Below are 16,393 nucleotides of genomic sequence, written 5' to 3'. Positions count from 1 at the left end.
GTGACCGGGATGGCTCACCGTGGTCGGGAGACGGTTCACGGGACGAGCGCGGTCCGCGAGGCGGCTGGTATTACTGGTGCATGCAGGAAGAGACCGCACGGTCCGCGATCGACACGTTCATCTCCGCGTTCAACGCCTCGGACGACAGCTATGTGACTGCGCTGCTCTCCCAGGCCCTCACCTCGGACGTGGTCTTCTGGGGACCGTTGGGCCGCAGCGAGGGGATCGAGGCGGTCGAGCGGTTCGTGCTGGACATCCGGCGCCACCCCGCGGGGACCGGCACGATGGTGCGCTGTTCGGCGGTGGACATGCCGGACGAGTGGGCCCGGTACCAGTGGGTCTTCACGACGCCGGACGGAGGCCCCCGCCTGGCGGGAACGGACGTCGTCCATCTGCGGCGGAGCCTCATCGACCAGGTCATCGTCTTCGCGGGGGAGATCGAGCCGTCCGCCTCCTGAGTCGCTCTCCTCCGGCGCCGTCCTTCTCCTGAACCGGCCCCGTTCGGGGCTCCGGGTCTGCCCGGCCTCCCGCTCACGGAGGGTCCAGGCAGGCCAGGCCGATCTCGTTGAACCGGTGGATGCGGTCACAGCACTGGCCGCGGGCCGACCGGAGGTCGCCCCTCCTCGCTACAGCGGCGTCGTCACCGTGACGTGGTCCCCGCCGCCCAGGTGGAGCATGCCCTTGCCGGGGGTGACCGGGCCGCCGACCATGCTGCGGTTGGTGCGGATGCCGATGAGTTCGCCGGAGCCGGACTCCTGCGGGGAGAGCAGGATGCCGCGGCGGGCCTTCTTCGCGTCCACCTGCCAGCCGGAGAAGCCGTCACAGATCTCGTCCTCGTCACCGGCGATCACGACGGCGAGGCCCTCCTCGACGCCGCGTTCGACGATGCGCTTGAAGACGTCCTCGGCGTCGCAGTCGTCCAGCACCTCGGCGTCGTCGACCAGGACGACGATCGGCTCCGCCGGGCTGGCCGTCCCGACCAGCTCCTCCAGCTCGTCCTCGTCGACGTCCCGCCCGGTGAAGACCTTCAACACGCCCTCCTGGCCGTCGAGTTCACGGAGCGGGGAGGGACGCGGGGCGGCGACGACGAGCCGTACACCCTGGGTGAGGTAGGAGCGGGCGAAGTTCAACAGCACCATGCTGCGGCCGGACTTGGCGGGGCCGCCGATCACGAACGCCGGGACGCCCTGCGCGAGGTCGGGGCCGAACGCGGTGAGTTCGTCGCCGCCGACGCCCGCGATCGCCCACAGCGGAGTACCGGCCGTCGCCGGGTCGCGCATCGCCCACGCGTCCTCGAAGGAGATCCGGCTCGGCAGCACGTCGACCCGGAACGGCCGCCGCTCACGCGGGACTTGGGCGTCCCGGGCGGCCGCCGCCTCGCCGATCGCCACCAGCGCGGCGTTCTGGCCCTGCCCTGTGGTGTCCTCGGAGAGCAACGCGAACTGGGTCTCCGCGGCCGTCTCGTTGCGGAAGGCGCGGCCCGGCGGGATCTCCTCGGGCACCTTGCGGGAGTTGATGTCCAGCATCGAGAAGTCGGCACGGTCGGCGAGCCGCAGACCGAACTTGTCCTCGGTGAGCGACGAGATACGGCCCGCCAGCAGCTGTCGGTCACCGGTGATCACGACATGGATGCCGACGCTCGCGCCTTCCCGCATCATCACCATGACCTGGTCGGTCAGTTCACCGTGGTTGTGCTCGCCGAGCGTGGGCAGCCAGCCCTCCCAGCGATCCAGCAGCAGCACGATGTGCGGCAGCCGCTCCTCCTCGGTGACGGCGGCCCGCTGCTCGCCGATGTCGGCGAACCCCTTGTCGGCCAGCAGATCCTGACGACGGGTCACCTCGCTGCCGAGCCGCCCGATGAGCCGCTCCACCCGCTCCAGCTGGTTGCGGCCGACGACCGCGCCGCAGTGCGGCAGCCGGGTCAGCGCGTTGAGCGCGCCGTTGCCGCAGTCGATGCCGTAAAGGTGCACGTCCGCACAGGAGTTGGTGCGGGCCAGCGAACCGGCGATGGTCCGCAGCAGCTGCGAGCGGCCGGTGCGCGGGGCGCCGGCCACGATGAGGTGCCCGAAGGTCGCGAAGTCGACGGCGACCGCACGCCGGGCCTGGTCGGCCGGCAGGTCCTCCACACCGTACGGGGCGGCGGGCAGCGAGCCCTGGGCCTGCACCGCCGGGACGTCGTCGAGCAGCAGCGAGTCGTCAAGGGCGGGCAGCCACGGCGAGTGCTGCGCGGGGATGCCGAGGGCGGTGTTGGCCTCGCGTACGACGTCCACCAGCACCTTGAGGTCGGTGATCTCGTCATCCTCGCGGGCCTCGGACTTGGGCTTCTGCAGCGCCCCGCGCCCCAGGTCCTGCCAGGTCAACGGCCCGGCCCAGGGCGCGAGCGTCGCCGGATCGGCGGCACCGGGACGCCGGCCACCGACCCGCCCCGACTGGAAGGGCACCAAGGAGGCGTGACCGAGGCGGACGTACGCCCGTCCCGGTGTGCTCTTCGCGATGTGCCCGGCGTCGGGCGCGTCGATGACGTCCGTGGACTCACCGGCGTCGGTCACGCGCAGTGCGATGCGGAGGTTGGTGTTGGCGCGAATCTCCGGGGAGACCACACCACTTGGCCGCTGGGTGGCGAGCAGCAGATGGATGCCGAGGGAACGCCCTCGCTGGGCGATGTTCACCAACCCGGCGACGAAGTCGGGCAGGTCACGCACCATCGACGCGAACTCGTCGATGACGATGAGGAGTCGGGGCACCGACGGATGACTCGGCTCCCGCCGCACCAGGTCCTGGTAGTCCTCGATGTCCTTGGCGTCGGCGGCGGCGAGGATGTGCTCGCGCCGCTTGAGCTCGGCGCCCAGCGACTCCAGCGCGCGCTCGACGAGGTGGGCGTCGAGGTCGGTCACCATGCCGACGGTGTGCGGGAGTCGGACGCAGTCCTTGAAGGCGGCGCCGCCCTTGTAGTCGACCAGGACGAACGTCATGTTCTCCGGCGTGTTCGCGACGGCGAGCGCCGCCACGATGGTCTGCAACAGCTCCGACTTGCCCGAACCGGTCGTACCGGCGATCAGCCCGTGCGGGCCGTCCCGCCGCAGGTCGATGCCGAACGGACCGTCGTACGACTCACCGATGACGGCCATCGTCGACTGCCCGCCCATCCGCCACCGCGCGGCCACCGCGTCCCGCGTGGGCGGCTCCAGTTGGAGCACGTCCAGCAGCCGGCTGGCGCCGGGCAGCGCGGAGTCCTCGGTCTCGCCGCTGATGTCGCGCAGGGGGGAGAGGGAGCGGGCCAGCCGGGCGCACCAGGCGGCGGAGACGAAGTCCGGCCGCACGTTCCGCTTGCGCAGCGCCCCGCTCTGCTCGACCCGCAGCCGCAACTCCAGTACCTGCTCGGCCTGTTGGTCGTCCTGCTGGGCGTTGGGGTGCCAGGCCTGGAAGGAGGGGAAGCCACCGGCGGACTGGGCGGCGGCGGGCACGGCGGCCGGGGATTCGTCTTGCCGGTGCGGCTCGGCGACGACCACGGCCTGGCACTCGCCGGGCAGGAACCGCTCCTCCTCGTCCAGGCAGACCGACCGGATCGCGACCCCCGGACCCTCCCGCAGCAGTCGTACGACACCGGGCATGGACCGCAGCCGCCGCGAGCCGTCCCATACGACGACGATGTCCGGGTCGGTGAAGGCGGGACCGTCGGCCTTGTTGCGGCCGCCCTGCTGGAGGGCCTTCTGGCGGCCGTCGAGCAGCTGGGTCAGCTCGCCGACGCGGGCCGCGACGGTCTCGGCGTCGGTGCCGATGAGGACGTTGACGTCCTGGCCGCCGGTCGGGCGGGAGTGCGGCAGCCAGCGCACCCAGTCCCAGCGGTCGTGGGCGTCGTTGTCGGTGAGGACGTAGAACTGCACGTCCATCGGGCTGTGCAGGACGGCGGTCTGGGCGACGGCCCAACGCCCCAGCGCGTGCGCGGAGTCACCGGGCCCGGCGACTCCCACGACCCCGAGGTCGCGCAGCGAGAGCGCGACCGGCGCGTCCTCGATGTACCAGCGGACCTTGCGCTTGTGCTCGTCCTGCTCGGGGTCGTCCAGTTCGACCTCGGAGGGCAGGCGGCCGGTGCCGAAGCGGAGCAGCAGATGGTCGGCGTCGGTGCGCCGGCGCTCCCACAGCCGGGTGCGCGGGCCGGTGCCGAAGGTGAGCACGGCGGCCGGATCGGGCACGGCCTGCCGCCGGTCGGACCGCTCGGTGACGAGAGCTTCTTGCGCGTCCTTCTCGATCCGAGCCTTGTGCTCCTTGTATTCCTTCTGCTGTTTGGCGTGGGACTTGCGGCCGTGCTTCTTGTCCATGAAGTAGTTGCCGAAGAGCATGAGCGGGCTCATCAGCGCCATGATCAGGTAGTACCAGCGCCCGAACATCATCACCGACACCACGGCGCCGACCAGCGGCAACACCGCCATCAGCCAGGGCAGCGGCCGGGCCTCGTAGTCGCTGGGCGGGTTGGGCAGCGAGAAGCTGGTCTGCCGGTCGGCGGGCCGCAGCCGCGGGGGCCGGTTGTAGTCGAGCGCGGAACCGTCCTCGGACCACTTCAGTGCGGCGTTGGGCGGGGCGTACGCGTTGATCTCCAACAGGCTGTTGCCGAGGGAGAGTTGAGAGGAGAGGGGCCATTCGCCGCCGGTGAAGTCCTCACCGTCGAGCCGGGCTTGGTCTTCCGCGTCTTTCGTCTCTTTACCTGCGTGGAGGGCGAGTTGGCAGGTGCCGTCGATGGCGATGGAGAGGGTGGCGGCGCGGGCGGGGAGTTCGGGGTCGTCGACGCGGAGGTGTGCGGCCGGTCCGTTGCCGATGTCGTACTTCCCCACCCCGAGCCGGTGCACGGCCCCGGCGGCGGGACCGCCCACCACCCGGAACTCCACGACACCGGTGGGCTCACCGAGCAGACACCCGGCCGGATCGTGCAGGCTGACGACGACACCGTCGCGCAGGGGAGAGCCGACGACGTCGGCGGCGGGATCGAGGGCGTACCCGTCGACGTAGGCGAGAGGGGAGCCGCCGGCGCCGAGGCCCCGCTGCGCGCCGATCGGAATGATCTGCGCACTCCCGCTCAAACCGACATGCTTCGCCAACTCCCCGGTGATGTCACCGACGGTGGACTCCGGATCGGCGTCGAGCACCACGTCGGCACTGGCACCGCCGAGCGGGTCGACGACGGTAAGACTCAGGCGCACGCTAGGTCCCCCAACAGACTCAACACAGACTGGGAGCGACCTTAGCCCGAGAGCCTTTGCCGTACGCAACGGGATGTGCGACGGTTCACGATTCCCTTGCACGAGGCCCCTGTGGCCCCACGGGTCGCACCCGTAAGATCTTTGCTCGTGCGGACTACCGCCGTACCGAGGTACGGGTGGGACGGTTCGCACGAACGGTGCCACGGGGGAAGGCCCTGAGGCCACACCAACGGGAGGGAGCCGTCATGGGCAAGGGCAAAGACGCAGACCTTACTTATGCCGAGATGGAGAAGGTCGCGGGTGACCTGATCAAGGACATGCACGACCTGGAAGACAAGATCAAGTCGGTCGAGAAGCGGGTCTCGGCACTGGTCGAGAACGGCTTCTCCACCCAGAAGGCCTCCGGAGCGTACGACGACTCCATGAAGGACTTCACCAAGGGTGCGACGAAGACGATCCAGGGGCTGCACGGGCTTTCGGACTTCTTGAAGAAGGCGAAGGAAGCGTACGAGCAGCTGGACGATCAGTTGGCTAAGTCGGCCAAGGGCTGATCGACGCGGCCGTTGCGCGTCCGTGCGATGGGGGCACAGGCCTTGTGCCCCCATCGCACCCGCGTCTCATGCCTCGGTGCTCTGGCCCTCACCGGTGTCCGGGTGACGCATCAGGTACTTGTGCAGGTCGCTGCGCCATTCCTCGGAGGTCAGGGTCAGCCAGGTGTCGTCCTTGAAGCGGATCCGCAGTTTGTTGCTCTCGTACGCGGGGAGCGGGTCCTCGAGGACGGCTTCGCCGGCAGGGATCTCGGCGACGACACGCATACGCTCGTCCCTGCGGACGGACACCCGCTTGGGCGGCGAGGCCAGCAGGATGCGGCCCTGGGCCAGCAGCACGAACCGCTGGTGGTGGGAGGAATGGCTGTACCAACGCAGCAGGAACTGGGCAGCCGCTCCATGCCAGTTGCCGTCGAAGGTCTTGTCGAGGCCGAGTTCGACGATGGCTTTGTCCCGTCGCTCGACATCGAGGTCCGCGGCGCGGGCACGGTCGCGTTCTTCTTTCGTCGACAGCAGGCGCTTCAGGGCCTCCTCGCCTGAGGCCAGGAGGCTGAACAGCATGGCGATCGGCATGAAGGGCGCGACCAGCACGGCGCCGAGCATGCCGAGAGGCCTCAGGAACGCCGGCCGCAAGGGGCCGGCCCCAGAAGCCTCGTACACGTCCGCGGGCGGCTCGGGAATCTTGCCGATGGTGCACCATGCCCCGGCGTCCGTGGCCACGCCGAGGCGGTTCCGTATGGTGCGGTCGGTGCTCCTGGACAAACCCGTCTCACCTTCCTTGCTGCTGCAGGGGACGCCGTGCAGCAGTGTCTCATGTTCACGATGGGGGAAATTCTTCAATGGCCGACAGAATCGCGTACGACCTCGACATGATCAAGGGGTGTTCGCGTGCTCTGGGAAAGATTCAACGTGAGTTCGAGGAACACGGGAATCCTGCGGACGGTTATGAGGACGATCTGGGGCACGGTGGCCTGAAAGATGCCTTCGACGACTTCGGCAGCACGTGGAAGAAGACACGGAAGAAACTGTCGAAGGAACTCAAGAAGCTGGCCGAGTACACAGGGGCCGCGGCCCAGAAGTACGAAGAGATCGACCACGAGTTGGCCAAGGCCATCGCTGACGCTACGGGGAAGGGCAAGAAGTGAGCAGGCGATCCGGTGACTGGCCGCCGCTGTGGGACGAGGATCCCACGCCGGGTGATCCCGATGAAGTGGCGGCCCTGGGGCGCAAGTTGCGCAAGATGGCCGACATGATCGATGAACAGGCGCGGGCCATCAAGGCGTTGTCCTCGGTGGAGGGCTGGGACAGCGACGCGGGACGCGCTTTCAACGAGATCGCCGACGGTGCCGGTGACCGGCTCAAGAAATCCTTCGAGCGATACGACGAGGCGGCCAAGGCGCTGGGAACCAAGGTGGCCGAGGGCGAGTCGAAGGAATTCGCCGGTGAGCTGCACCGTGCCCAGAAAAAGGCCGACAAGGCGTTGGTGAACTACCTTGAGGCGAAGTCGGATCATGACCTCGCCGACCGGGAAGTGAAGAAGTTCACCGACAAGTATCTCGTGAGTCAGATACCCGAGGCCGACAAGCCCGAGTACGAACGCTGGGTGAAGAAGCGCGAGGATGCGCTGCACCGGATAGGTCAGGCACGCAAGGACGTCAAAGACGCGAGGGACATTTTCGACGACGCGGGGGATCGCGCCGCCCGGCACATCAAGGATGTCGTGCACCACGACGCGGTGCGGGACCCGGGTGGGTTCATGAACTGGCTCGCCGACTGGGCGGACCGCTTCTCCAACATCTCCGCGATCCTGTCCGTGCTCGCGGTCATCTGCGCGTTCATTCCACCCTTGCAGTTCCTTGTTCCTATCTTCGCCACCCTCGCGGTCCTCTCCAGCGCGGCCGCCCTGGCCGGCCACGCCTACGACATGTCGGTGCGCGGCGGAAAGGTCAACTGGCTGAAGCTGGGTACCGACTTCCTGGGTGTGCTTCCCGGGCTGGGGGCGATGAAGGGATTCAGGGCACTCGTCGGCCTCAAGGGTGTCTCCAAGCTCAGCGCTTTCGGGAAGCTCGGCACCTGGGGCTCGTTCAGGGGTATCGCCGCCGTCGACGGGATCGGGCACAACTTCCTCAACGGCCTCAGCGTCGGCCTGACGAACAAGGTCCTGGAAGGAGGACTGAAACTCGGCAACAGGCTCGCCGTTTCGAGGGTCGGAGCCGTTGTTCCCGAGCTTCCCGAAGTGTTCAAGCCGCTCGGCGGAAAGCAGATCACCGCAGCCATCAAGGGCAGCGGACTCGCGAGCGCGCTCCACCGGATGTTCAGTGGGGAGAACGGTGGGTCGACCGGTTACCAGGAGCCTGAGCAGTCGCCTGCCGCGCCGCCCACGCCGAACCCGTCCCCCGGGCCGTCGCCGCAGCCGTTCCACGCTGCGCTGGCCGCATAGCGGCAACGATCCGACTACGGATGGAAGCTCCATGGAAGGGGGCCGGACGGCATGAGTGAAGCAGCGGACCTCGGCGAATGGGAATTCGTCGGCCGCAGGGGAACCGATCCCACGAAACTCGTCCCCGGCGAGGTGATTGCCGCCGTTCCCGCAGCGAGGACACTCGCGGAGCGGTCGGCCGAGGAACTCCGCTTCGACTTCCTCGACGACCGGGGTGTACTTCGTATGCTCCGGCGCCGGCATCACGACGAGATCGAGATGTTCAACGCGGGATTCAAGACCGGGGTCCCTCTGGCGATCATCGGTTTCGGTGCCGCTGTGTACTGGGGCGGCGTGGTGCAGTACTGGGAGTCGAGTGCGACCCGTACCGGCTATGCCGTCGTTGCCGTCGCCGTCGTACTGATACTGCTGGCCCTGTTCGTGCGAACCGCCATGGCTCACTGGGGCGATCCCGTCCGGCAGAATCTCCGGGCCCGGGCTCGCAGGTACCGCGAGCTGGCGCACCTGGCCCGCAGAGAAGGCGCAGACATTCCCGCCCACTATCCGCACTACGGCCCGTATCCGTTCGCGGCCGGTTTCCACCCCGAAGTGGACGAAGCGGAGTTCGCCGATGGAGAAGGCCTGTCGTGAGTGCGATCGCAGCTGAGGAGAACCGCCAAGGCATGGCCGGAGGTCCGGGCATCGACGTCCGGTGGATCATGCCGGAGGGATTCTTCGAGATCCCGATGGACGCAGAGGATCTGGACGCGACGGCCGAACAGCTCATAGAGATGTCCCGAGCGGTGATGCCGGAGGCGACATTCGAGGTGCAGTTGCAGTGGGCGGTGATGGTCGCCGCTCACTACGACTCGTTCATCGAGGCCGGGATCCAGTACTCGGGTTTCGTGCTGACCGAAGTGGACGACGAGCGCTGCACGGCGACGGTCACCATCAGCATGATCGACCTGGATGAGCGGGCCGGAGCTCAGCCTGTGGGATTCCTCGCCTCGACCATGCGTCACCTCGGCATCGGGCAGGTCGGCGAGATCGCTCTTCCCTGTGGTCCGGCCGTTTCCTGCATAGGTACTCGTAAGGGAACACTCGACGGAAGTCTCACGGCCTCCGGCAGCGACGAGCCGGTCGTGACGTCCTTCATCCAGGTTCAGATACCACTCGACAACGGCACGGCTCTGGTCCTGGAGATGAGCACTCCCACGCCGAAGGGCTGGGACGTCTTCTCGGCCATGTTCGCCGGCGTGGTGAAGAGCGTCCGCCTGTTCAACGAGTCGGGCAAGTCGATTGTGATGCCTGGATGATTCCGCACTCCGACGCGACAGCCCCGCCCAGCGACTACCGGCTCCTGGTCCCCCGGGACTGGTTTCGAATCGACCTCACACAGGACCGCTGGCGCGCACAACTGAAGACCTTCGTGGACCATCAGGCCGAGGGCAGGGGCGCTCCGGCCGAGACCAAGCAGGAAGTCTGGGTGACCCTTCGCAACACCGCGGAAGCCGGTGTCAGGAACGGCGCCTTGGAGTTCTTCCTCAAGCCCGAGCTGGACGACGGCGGGATTCTCCCTGCTTCGCTCATCGTTTCCCTGATCCCTCGCACCGGGTCTCTGACCCCCGATGGCCTACGAGCGTCTTTCGAGGCGAGGGGAGGGACAGACGCACAGGACACCGAGGTGTCGATCATCGGGCTCCCGGCGGGAGAGACCGTACGAATCCGCACTCCGACCACCATGGATCTGTACGTCCAGATGCCCGGAGCTGTCGGTTACCTGGTCCTCGGGTTCGCGATACCTCTCGGTGGGACGACAGGGCCGATGTACCGGCTGTGTTCGGCTATCGGTGAGTCTTTGCGCTGGATCGTGTGATGCGTTCAGGCCGTCCTGAAAGGCCCTCGGGCGATGCCCACAGGAAAGGACAGAGCATGACCGCACCGGGCGACGGCGCTCCGCTGGAGGAGACCTTCGAGTGCGCTTTCGACTTCCAGCCGGGCTGGATCGATCTGACACTGCGCGAAGGCACGACGGCTGAGGCCATGGCGCTGGCCACCGAGGTGGTGAACAACCTCAACCCCCTCGCCCTGGAGATCGAGAAGAGTGCGGTCATCGACGACATGGTCGAACGGGCCGTCGACCTCAACGAGGACGTGCCCACCCTCGCCGCGGCTTACTACTCAGAGGCTGGGGAGGCTCTGGCCAACCTGATGGTCGATTCCTACGGTGATGAGGGCGTGCCGCGCCCAGGGGCGGACGAGGTCACGCCGCTGCTTCTGGAGTGGGGGAACGCCCAGATCACGGGGGTTCCGCAGATCTCCCATCTCGAAGTGACCGCCGGGCCGGCCGTGCGCGTACAGGCCATGCTCCAGGTGAAGCGCATGTGGGGCTTCGGCCGGAAGCTCACCGAGTTCGTCAGGTACGCCGTCTTTCCGGCCGATCTGCAGAGCCTCATCGTGGTCACGGTGACCTGGGAGGAGGTCGCTCTTACCGAGCAGATCACGGAACTGGCCGATGAGGCGGTTCGGACCCTGCGCATTGCTCCGCTCGTTGCGGGAGGTAGCGCGGCCCTCGTCGATGGAGGCACTGAATGAAAACCGCCGACCAGTTCGGCTCGCTGCCCACGGCCTACTGGGTCGGCGGCACCTGATGGCCAGAAGTCTCTTGTCGCCGTTCGTCGGACAGTCCGGCGGTGCCTGTCCGTAGCTCTGTGGTGGATTTCTACTGGGCTTCGGTCAAGGGAGAGCCGAAGCTGGTGAGTTCCGCGATCTGTCGGAGGATCGCGCGGTACTGGTCACGCCGCTCCACCGCGGTTGTGCTCAGCATGAGGACCGCCAGGCGTCTGCAGTCCGGGTGGGGCAGGTAGGCGTAGATCTGGAGCAGAGGGGTCGTCGGGAGTCCGGCTTCCGGAGATGGGCTGCGTACGGTTTCGCCCATCGACGCAGGGCCGCTGGCCAGGTCCAGGTACTCGATGTGCGTGTGTTCCTCCGTCGACGCGACTGCTCGCGCCGCGCTCACCGCACGCGGGGACCAGGCAACGTCGCGCCATGACACGGTGAAGAGGGAATGCAGGGTTCTGCCGCAGTCTTCGCCTGCGTCGTCTCGGTGCACTCCGAGTGAGCAATGAACCGTGCCCACCTCGCGCAGGGCACGAAGGAGTTGTTGTCCTGACGCCAGCTGGGCGATGAACTGTTGGCGGGTGACGCCGTCCGGAATGGCCTCCAACAGTGGGGCGAGCGCTTCTTTGAGTCGGTTCGCCTCGGTGGACGAGGGAGGGGCGAGCAAGACGTCCATCGGCATCTCGGTGAAACCGCCGGGTACGGCGAACCAGATACCGGCGCCCGGGTCATTGACGGAATCGGCGATGGTGATGGCGATGCGGGAGTGCATGACGGTGAGATCTCGTTGTCGTCGAGGAGGTCAGGGACGGGCAGGCCGAATCCCGGCGCGGTGCCCTCGTTCGATGTCCTCGACGGTGGCGCCCCAATCGGTGACAGAGATCCGACCTCCGTCCGCACCCGTCTGCTGATGCAGGAAGCGGAACCGCCGAGGCGTGGAACCGTCGGACGAGGGCGCGGCGAGCACGCCGATGAAACGGGGGTCTCCCGCCAGCCACACCACACCGATCTGGGCCTTCAGCTCAGGAGTCGCGCGCGGAGCCATACGCCGGCTCCACCAGCCCACCCCCCAGTGGCGGGGAAACACCATGGGCAGCCGCTCCTCCGGCCGGGCCGGGTTCGGGAACTCGAACCAGCCGTACTGCCTGCCGACGACGTCGGTTCTGTCGGCGAGACCACGCGGGGCGTCGCTGTGCAGGTGCCACGGGTACACCTGCAGAGTGCGCCGCATTCGGAAGATCGCGGGGAAGACGAACACCTGAAGGAAGGCTCGGTAGAAGGCGTACACGAGGAACGGTGCGATGGCGATCGCGTACCCGGGGGACAGGAAGATCGACAGGACGGCAAGAAGCGCGAACCACAGAGCGACCCAGCCGACGAGACCGAGCGCGTTCACCGCCAGTTGCCTCAGCCAGGCCCGGCGGGTCGGTGGGTGCTCCCATGCCACGGGGTGGTCTGCGGGGCTCATATCGGTTCTCTCTCGTCCTCTCAGTCAGAAGGCGTGCCGGGCGAGGTCGATCAGGGCACCGCCGTCCAGGACGCTTCTTACGCCGTCGACACCCGTGCTGCCATCTGTGACACCGTCGTTGTCCAGCTCATCCACCGCACTGGAGACCAGACCATACCCGGCGGTCACGACACCGAGTGAAGCCGAGCTGATCTCCACGATCTCTCCGGCGCGCGCGGAATCGCGCGCGCCGCGCACTACGAGATCCAGAGCGGGATTCCCCAGGTCGGAGATCGCCTTCGCCTCGCTCATCGTCTTACTGCCGAACGTCGTCACGACCTTTCCGAGGGTCACTGCCTCCTCGCCGGCGCGCAGAGTGTTCACCGTTGCGCGGACACCTGTGCTCACCACTGTCACGCCCGGAACGAGCCCCAAGACATCACCTCCGAGGCTGACGATGTTTCCCCAGAAATCGGAGTCGAACTCACCCTCGGTGAAGCCGTCCTTCAATGAGGCGAGTACTTCAGGATCAAGCAATCGTTCGATGAGGGCGTAGGCGCTCAGTGCGGCGGCCGCGAGCAGCAGAACGGCCGCAGCTGTTCCTCCCGTCGCCACGAACAGAGCCACCAAGCCGATGACACCCGCGGTGAAGCTCAGGATGTCAGGCAGATTTTCGGTGAACCAATCGGCGAAGTCCTCGAGCCAGCCCGGTTCGTGCGGCGCCAGCTTCTTCGTGGCGTCACGAATCTTTCCGGCCCGGTACCGGGACTTCTCCTCGTGCTCCGCTGCGAGCTTCTTGGCCCTTCCGATGACCTTGTCGAGCTCGGCCTGAGCCTGTTGCACCGCTGTGTCGGCGGTGGTGAGGGTCTTCTGCGCCTTGTCGTGCCGACTCCCCTTGGCGTCAAGGCCCGGATCCTTCTTCGCCGTTGAGGCGTGTCCCTTTGCCGTGTCTACGAGGTTCTGCGCATCCTTGGCGTCCTGTTCGAGCCTGTTGGCTCGTCGTTGAAACTCCTCGAGTTCACCCTCCCAACTGTTGAGCTGTCGGGCGGCCTTGCGGATGGAGTGCGCTGCGTTCTTCAGGTTGAGCGGGAGGGGACCGCCTTCGAGTTGTTCACGGAAGGCTACGGCGGCGTCGCCCTTCCAGTAGCTGCCGTCCATGAGCTTGGTGACGATTCCGTGCGTCTCTTCCAGGACCTTGGCACAGTTGCTCAGTTTCTTGTACAGCTCGTGGACCGTATCCGTGTCACCCGGGGTCGGATTGAAGCCCAAGTGTGGATAGTTGGGGTTCGGGATGGTGGGGGAGGATTTCAATCCTTGAGGCAGGGCGCCGTTTCGGGCGGCGGGAGAACTACCGTACGGGGACGGTTCCAAGCCTGGCGTAACAGTCACTTCTTGCCTCCCGCGCTCCCGTTCCCGGACTTCCGCAAGGCTTCTTCCAGTGCCTTGTCCACTTCTTCGTAGCTCTTCTTGTTCTGGCCGATAATCTTGGCCAGGCCCTCGGTCTGCTCGGCAATCTCGTCGGTCCCGTACTTCCAGTCCTCCTGGAAGTCCTCGCATGCCGAGTCCAGGTCGTCCGTACCCAGTCCTGTGACGCTCGCATCGCCCAAGGCTTTACACAGCCCCTTCAATGAGGTGCTGGATTTGTTCAAGAGCTTCATGAAATGCGCGAGTTCGCCGCCGTCCACGGCGAGCCGGTCAGCCATGTGCCGGGTTCCTCTTCCCGTTTGATCTGTCGCCGTCTGAGTCGGCAGGAGCTGCCGGTCCACTGCCCCGGCGGTCGGTCCGTGCTGCCGCGTCAGCGGTTGACGGCCTGGATCTCCTGGACGACAACGTCCTGGTCCGTGCCGAAGGCACCATTCGGGAGCCTCCCTCGCTCGCCGTTGGACCCCTCCCAGGAGATCTCCCACGTGATCGTGGCTCTGAGTTGATACGTGCCTCCGTCGGACGAGCGGAGGTAGGCCACACCGCAAGGAGGCGTTTCGGTGGCCTTTCCCTTTGCATAGGGCTCGCCGATGGAGCCGTCGGGGTTGATGGCGCACTCGCCGTCGGACGGGTATGTCGTCGCGTCGGCTGTGCCTGGGTCCAGCTTGAGAGAGACGGGCCTGGCGGTCGTCGTGGCCGAGGCCCTCCAGCCGCCGACGCTGAGGGATGCGGTCACCGACACGCTGTGGAAGTCGGTCTTGTCGAGCCAGGCCCACGTGGGGAGGTTGACCTTCGTGGGCCCTTCCGGGGCGAGGGATACCTCGGTGTCGGGAACCAGAATTCGGCTGTAGGCCAGTCCGGCAAGCGTTTCGGCGTCGATGGCGTTCGCGACCGGAGGAGTCTCGCCGTTGGCCACCCAGAAGTCCGGCTCGCGGCATTCCCAGATGCCCGGGTCCGTGGGCCGGCTGTTGTCACGGGCCGAGGTCCAGAACAGACCGGTGCCGGTCTTCTTCTTGTTGAAATCGGTATAGGGGTGGCCGTCCTTGAAGCGGTACTCCATCCCCTCGACAGCCTCTTTCTTACCGGAGAAGAGAGGGGAACCGAGCAGATCCCTGTACTGCTGCTCCTTCTCCTCCGGGGTGTCCTTCGGCTCGTACCAGCACGCAGGGGGACTCCATATGCCCATGGCTGTGACTGTTCCGGTGGACTCCCCGCGTCCGTTCTTCGACAGGCCGAATCTCACTCGAGAGGCGATTGACTGATTCTGGGAGTCGGCGCTGGTGTCGACGGCCCCAGGAGGCTCGCTTCCACCTCTGATCGCGTGTGCCGAGCCCGCGCTGAGAACGCAGAGCGTCGACAAGGTGCAGATAGCTGCTCGGTTCTCCAACACCCTTACTGAATGCACGACTTGTGTCCCCGCTGCGAGACGATGCCCGCCGTCCGCCACACGCCCTTGCCGTCCTTCTCGAGGTGCGTGTTGTGAAGGACGTACGCCTTGCTGGTTGCAGCGGTGATATCGACCTTCCCAGTCGTCTTGTCCTTGTTGTACGCCTTGCTCTCGTCCGAGCAGTAGACGGCGGCGGCGGACGACTCGCTGGAGACGGTCACGTTCGCGTCGTAGTAGCGAACGGTTCCGACGTACGTGGAGTTGTTGTCGACGAACCACTTCACCCAGTGGACGGCTTCCGCCAGTGCGTCGCCCTTCCAGTAGAAGCTCATGGCGGGTTCCTTGGTGTTGCCCTGGGCGCCGGCGTAATCAAGGGCGAGACGCGCCTGGCCGGCATCGGAGAGGATCGCGTCCTTCGTGGTGTCACCCGTCTTCCAGCCCTCGAAGTCGTCCTTGACGCCCTCCGGCAGCGTGATCTTCGGCCGCTCGGCGTTGTCCCGCCGAACGGCGCTCGGTGGGGTCGACGCCGAGCGGCGGCCGGCGTCGACCCCCGCGATCTTGTCGTTGGCCCGGGAGCTGTCGTCCCCGCCCCCGCAAGCCGTCAGCAGCAGGCTTGTGGCTGCGGCCAGCGCGACAGCGGTGGGCAAAGTGCGGCGCTTCACTGTGGACTCCCCGTGAGACTGAAGATCAGCAAGAGAGCAAACGGTATCGGTGGGGTTCTGGACTTCACCAGCGCGAACCCGAAGGCGAAGCTGGGCAATTGTGGGCGTAACGGTCTCTCATGGTTGAGTGAGGTGCCCCTATCGTGCAAGAGCAGCGGTCGGTGACAGACACGATCGAGTGGACACCGGAGCCCGCATTGCCAGGGGTTCCGTATCGCGATTGCAGTGCCCCACCCCGCAGCGCCCGTCCACGCTCCCGCTTTTGCGACCGCACGCCCGGAAACCTGTTCTAGGCACGTACTTTGCAGTTCATTGGTTGCCCGGGACCCCGACCGCGACGGCATGGGCGCGGCGCTGGAGACCTTCGCGTACGGGATCGTCGCTCGGCACGTCGTTCGTCTATCTCTGAGGGCACAAAGCGTTGATGCCAACCGCGCGACGGGGGACGGTCGCGGCCGGTCTTCTCGTTGCTTTTGCCCTCTCTGCGATCGGTTGCGGTAGCGACTCGGGCAACAGTCCGACCGATGCCGCCACGCCGTCCGCGTCTAGTGTGGCCGAGAGGAGCACTTCGCCAAGGGGGTTGGCCAGACCGCCAACATGAACTGCTACTTCGCCGCGCCCGCCCTCGCATACCTTGTCGACCGAGTCGCGACGGTCAGGAACGACGGGCTCACCCCCAGCCGAGCGACAAGGA

16 protein-coding genes are annotated in these 16,393 nt (G+C 66.8%); 8 read left to right on the top strand and 8 right to left on the bottom strand.

Annotated elements, in window-relative coordinates:
- Positions 1-80 precede the first annotated feature (80 nt).
- Positions 81-458, top strand: coding sequence for a nuclear transport factor 2 family protein (locus ACIP6U_RS08495; protein ID WP_024757633.1), 378 nt, complete (start codon positions 81-83; stop codon positions 456-458).
- A 168-nt stretch (positions 459-626) separates the two neighbouring features.
- Here the strand turns inward: ACIP6U_RS08495 and ACIP6U_RS08490 are convergent, their stop codons facing one another.
- Positions 627-5,195, bottom strand: a complete 4,569-nt coding sequence (locus ACIP6U_RS08490; RefSeq protein WP_401714301.1) for an FtsK/SpoIIIE domain-containing protein — start codon at positions 5,193-5,195, stop codon at positions 627-629.
- 245 nt (positions 5,196-5,440) lie between these two features.
- Here ACIP6U_RS08490 and ACIP6U_RS08485 point away from each other — a divergent pair, with 245 nt between their 5' ends.
- Positions 5,441-5,746 carry a WXG100 family type VII secretion target gene (locus tag ACIP6U_RS08485; protein ID WP_401714300.1) on the top strand — a complete coding sequence of 102 codons (306 nt, stop codon included), beginning with the start codon at positions 5,441-5,443 and terminating at the stop codon, positions 5,744-5,746.
- A gap of 66 nt (positions 5,747-5,812) precedes the next feature.
- On the opposite strand, the gene ACIP6U_RS08480 is transcribed toward ACIP6U_RS08485, so the two are convergent.
- Positions 5,813-6,505, bottom strand: a complete 693-nt coding sequence (locus ACIP6U_RS08480; protein WP_401714299.1) for a hypothetical protein — start codon at positions 6,503-6,505, stop codon at positions 5,813-5,815.
- Between the two features lie 77 nt (positions 6,506-6,582).
- Between ACIP6U_RS08480 and ACIP6U_RS08475 the strand changes: the two genes are divergently transcribed.
- The 6 genes from ACIP6U_RS08475 to ACIP6U_RS08450 are packed head-to-tail and all read left to right on the top strand — an operon-like array spanning position 6,583 to position 10,757.
- Entirely contained in the window at positions 6,583-6,888 is a 306-nt protein-coding gene (locus tag ACIP6U_RS08475; protein ID WP_401714298.1) for a hypothetical protein, read from the top strand.
- Entirely contained in the window at positions 6,885-8,183 is a 1,299-nt protein-coding gene (locus ACIP6U_RS08470; RefSeq protein WP_401714297.1) for a putative T7SS-secreted protein, read from the top strand. The genes ACIP6U_RS08475 and ACIP6U_RS08470 overlap by 4 nt, the downstream gene beginning before the upstream one ends.
- A 51-nt stretch (positions 8,184-8,234) precedes the next feature.
- Positions 8,235-8,813 (top strand): hypothetical protein, encoded by a 579-nt coding sequence (locus ACIP6U_RS08465; protein WP_401714296.1) that lies wholly within the window; start codon positions 8,235-8,237, stop codon positions 8,811-8,813.
- Entirely contained in the window at positions 8,810-9,478 is a 669-nt protein-coding gene (locus tag ACIP6U_RS08460) for a hypothetical protein (protein ID WP_401714295.1), read from the top strand. Before ACIP6U_RS08465 ends, ACIP6U_RS08460 begins: the two co-directional genes overlap by 4 nt.
- Positions 9,475-10,038, top strand: coding sequence for a hypothetical protein (locus ACIP6U_RS08455; protein WP_401714294.1), 564 nt, complete (start codon positions 9,475-9,477; stop codon positions 10,036-10,038). Before ACIP6U_RS08460 ends, ACIP6U_RS08455 begins: the two co-directional genes overlap by 4 nt.
- A 56-nt stretch (positions 10,039-10,094) precedes the next feature.
- Entirely contained in the window at positions 10,095-10,757 is a 663-nt protein-coding gene (locus ACIP6U_RS08450) for a hypothetical protein (RefSeq protein ID WP_401714293.1), read from the top strand.
- Between the two features lie 127 nt (positions 10,758-10,884).
- Here the strand turns inward: ACIP6U_RS08450 and ACIP6U_RS08445 are convergent, their stop codons facing one another.
- The 6 genes from ACIP6U_RS08445 to ACIP6U_RS08420 all read right to left on the bottom strand — a co-directional run bounded on the left by ACIP6U_RS08445 (position 10,885) and on the right by ACIP6U_RS08420 (position 15,699).
- Entirely contained in the window at positions 10,885-11,553 is a 669-nt protein-coding gene (locus tag ACIP6U_RS08445) for a hypothetical protein (protein ID WP_401714292.1), read from the bottom strand.
- Between the two features lie 30 nt (positions 11,554-11,583).
- On the bottom strand, positions 11,584-12,249 hold the full coding sequence (locus ACIP6U_RS08440) for a hypothetical protein (RefSeq protein ID WP_401714291.1): 666 nt from the start codon (positions 12,247-12,249) through the stop codon (positions 11,584-11,586).
- Positions 12,250-12,273: 24 nt separating this feature from the next.
- Positions 12,274-13,497: a putative T7SS-secreted protein gene (locus ACIP6U_RS08435; protein WP_401714290.1), complete on the bottom strand. Its 1,224-nt coding sequence runs from the start codon at positions 13,495-13,497 to the stop codon at positions 12,274-12,276.
- A gap of 116 nt (positions 13,498-13,613) precedes the next feature.
- On the bottom strand, positions 13,614-13,931 hold the full coding sequence (locus tag ACIP6U_RS08430) for a hypothetical protein (RefSeq protein WP_401714289.1): 318 nt from the start codon (positions 13,929-13,931) through the stop codon (positions 13,614-13,616).
- 92 nt (positions 13,932-14,023) lie between these two features.
- The gene (locus ACIP6U_RS08425; protein WP_401714288.1) at positions 14,024-14,836 is read right to left on the bottom strand and encodes a hypothetical protein; all 813 of its coding nucleotides are present in this window, start codon (positions 14,834-14,836) and stop codon (positions 14,024-14,026) included.
- Positions 14,837-15,042: 206 nt separating this feature from the next.
- Complete coding sequence (locus tag ACIP6U_RS08420) at positions 15,043-15,699, bottom strand: hypothetical protein (protein WP_401714287.1); 657 nt, start codon at positions 15,697-15,699, stop codon at positions 15,043-15,045.
- Positions 15,700-16,393 lie beyond the last annotated feature (694 nt).

This window comes from Streptomyces sp. NPDC088794, from assembly GCF_044750545.1.
In the GTDB taxonomy this organism is placed as follows: Bacteria; Actinomycetota; Actinomycetes; order Streptomycetales; family Streptomycetaceae; genus Streptomyces.
Note: the sequence above shows the minus strand (reverse complement) of the source record. Positions and strands in the feature narration are given on the sequence as shown.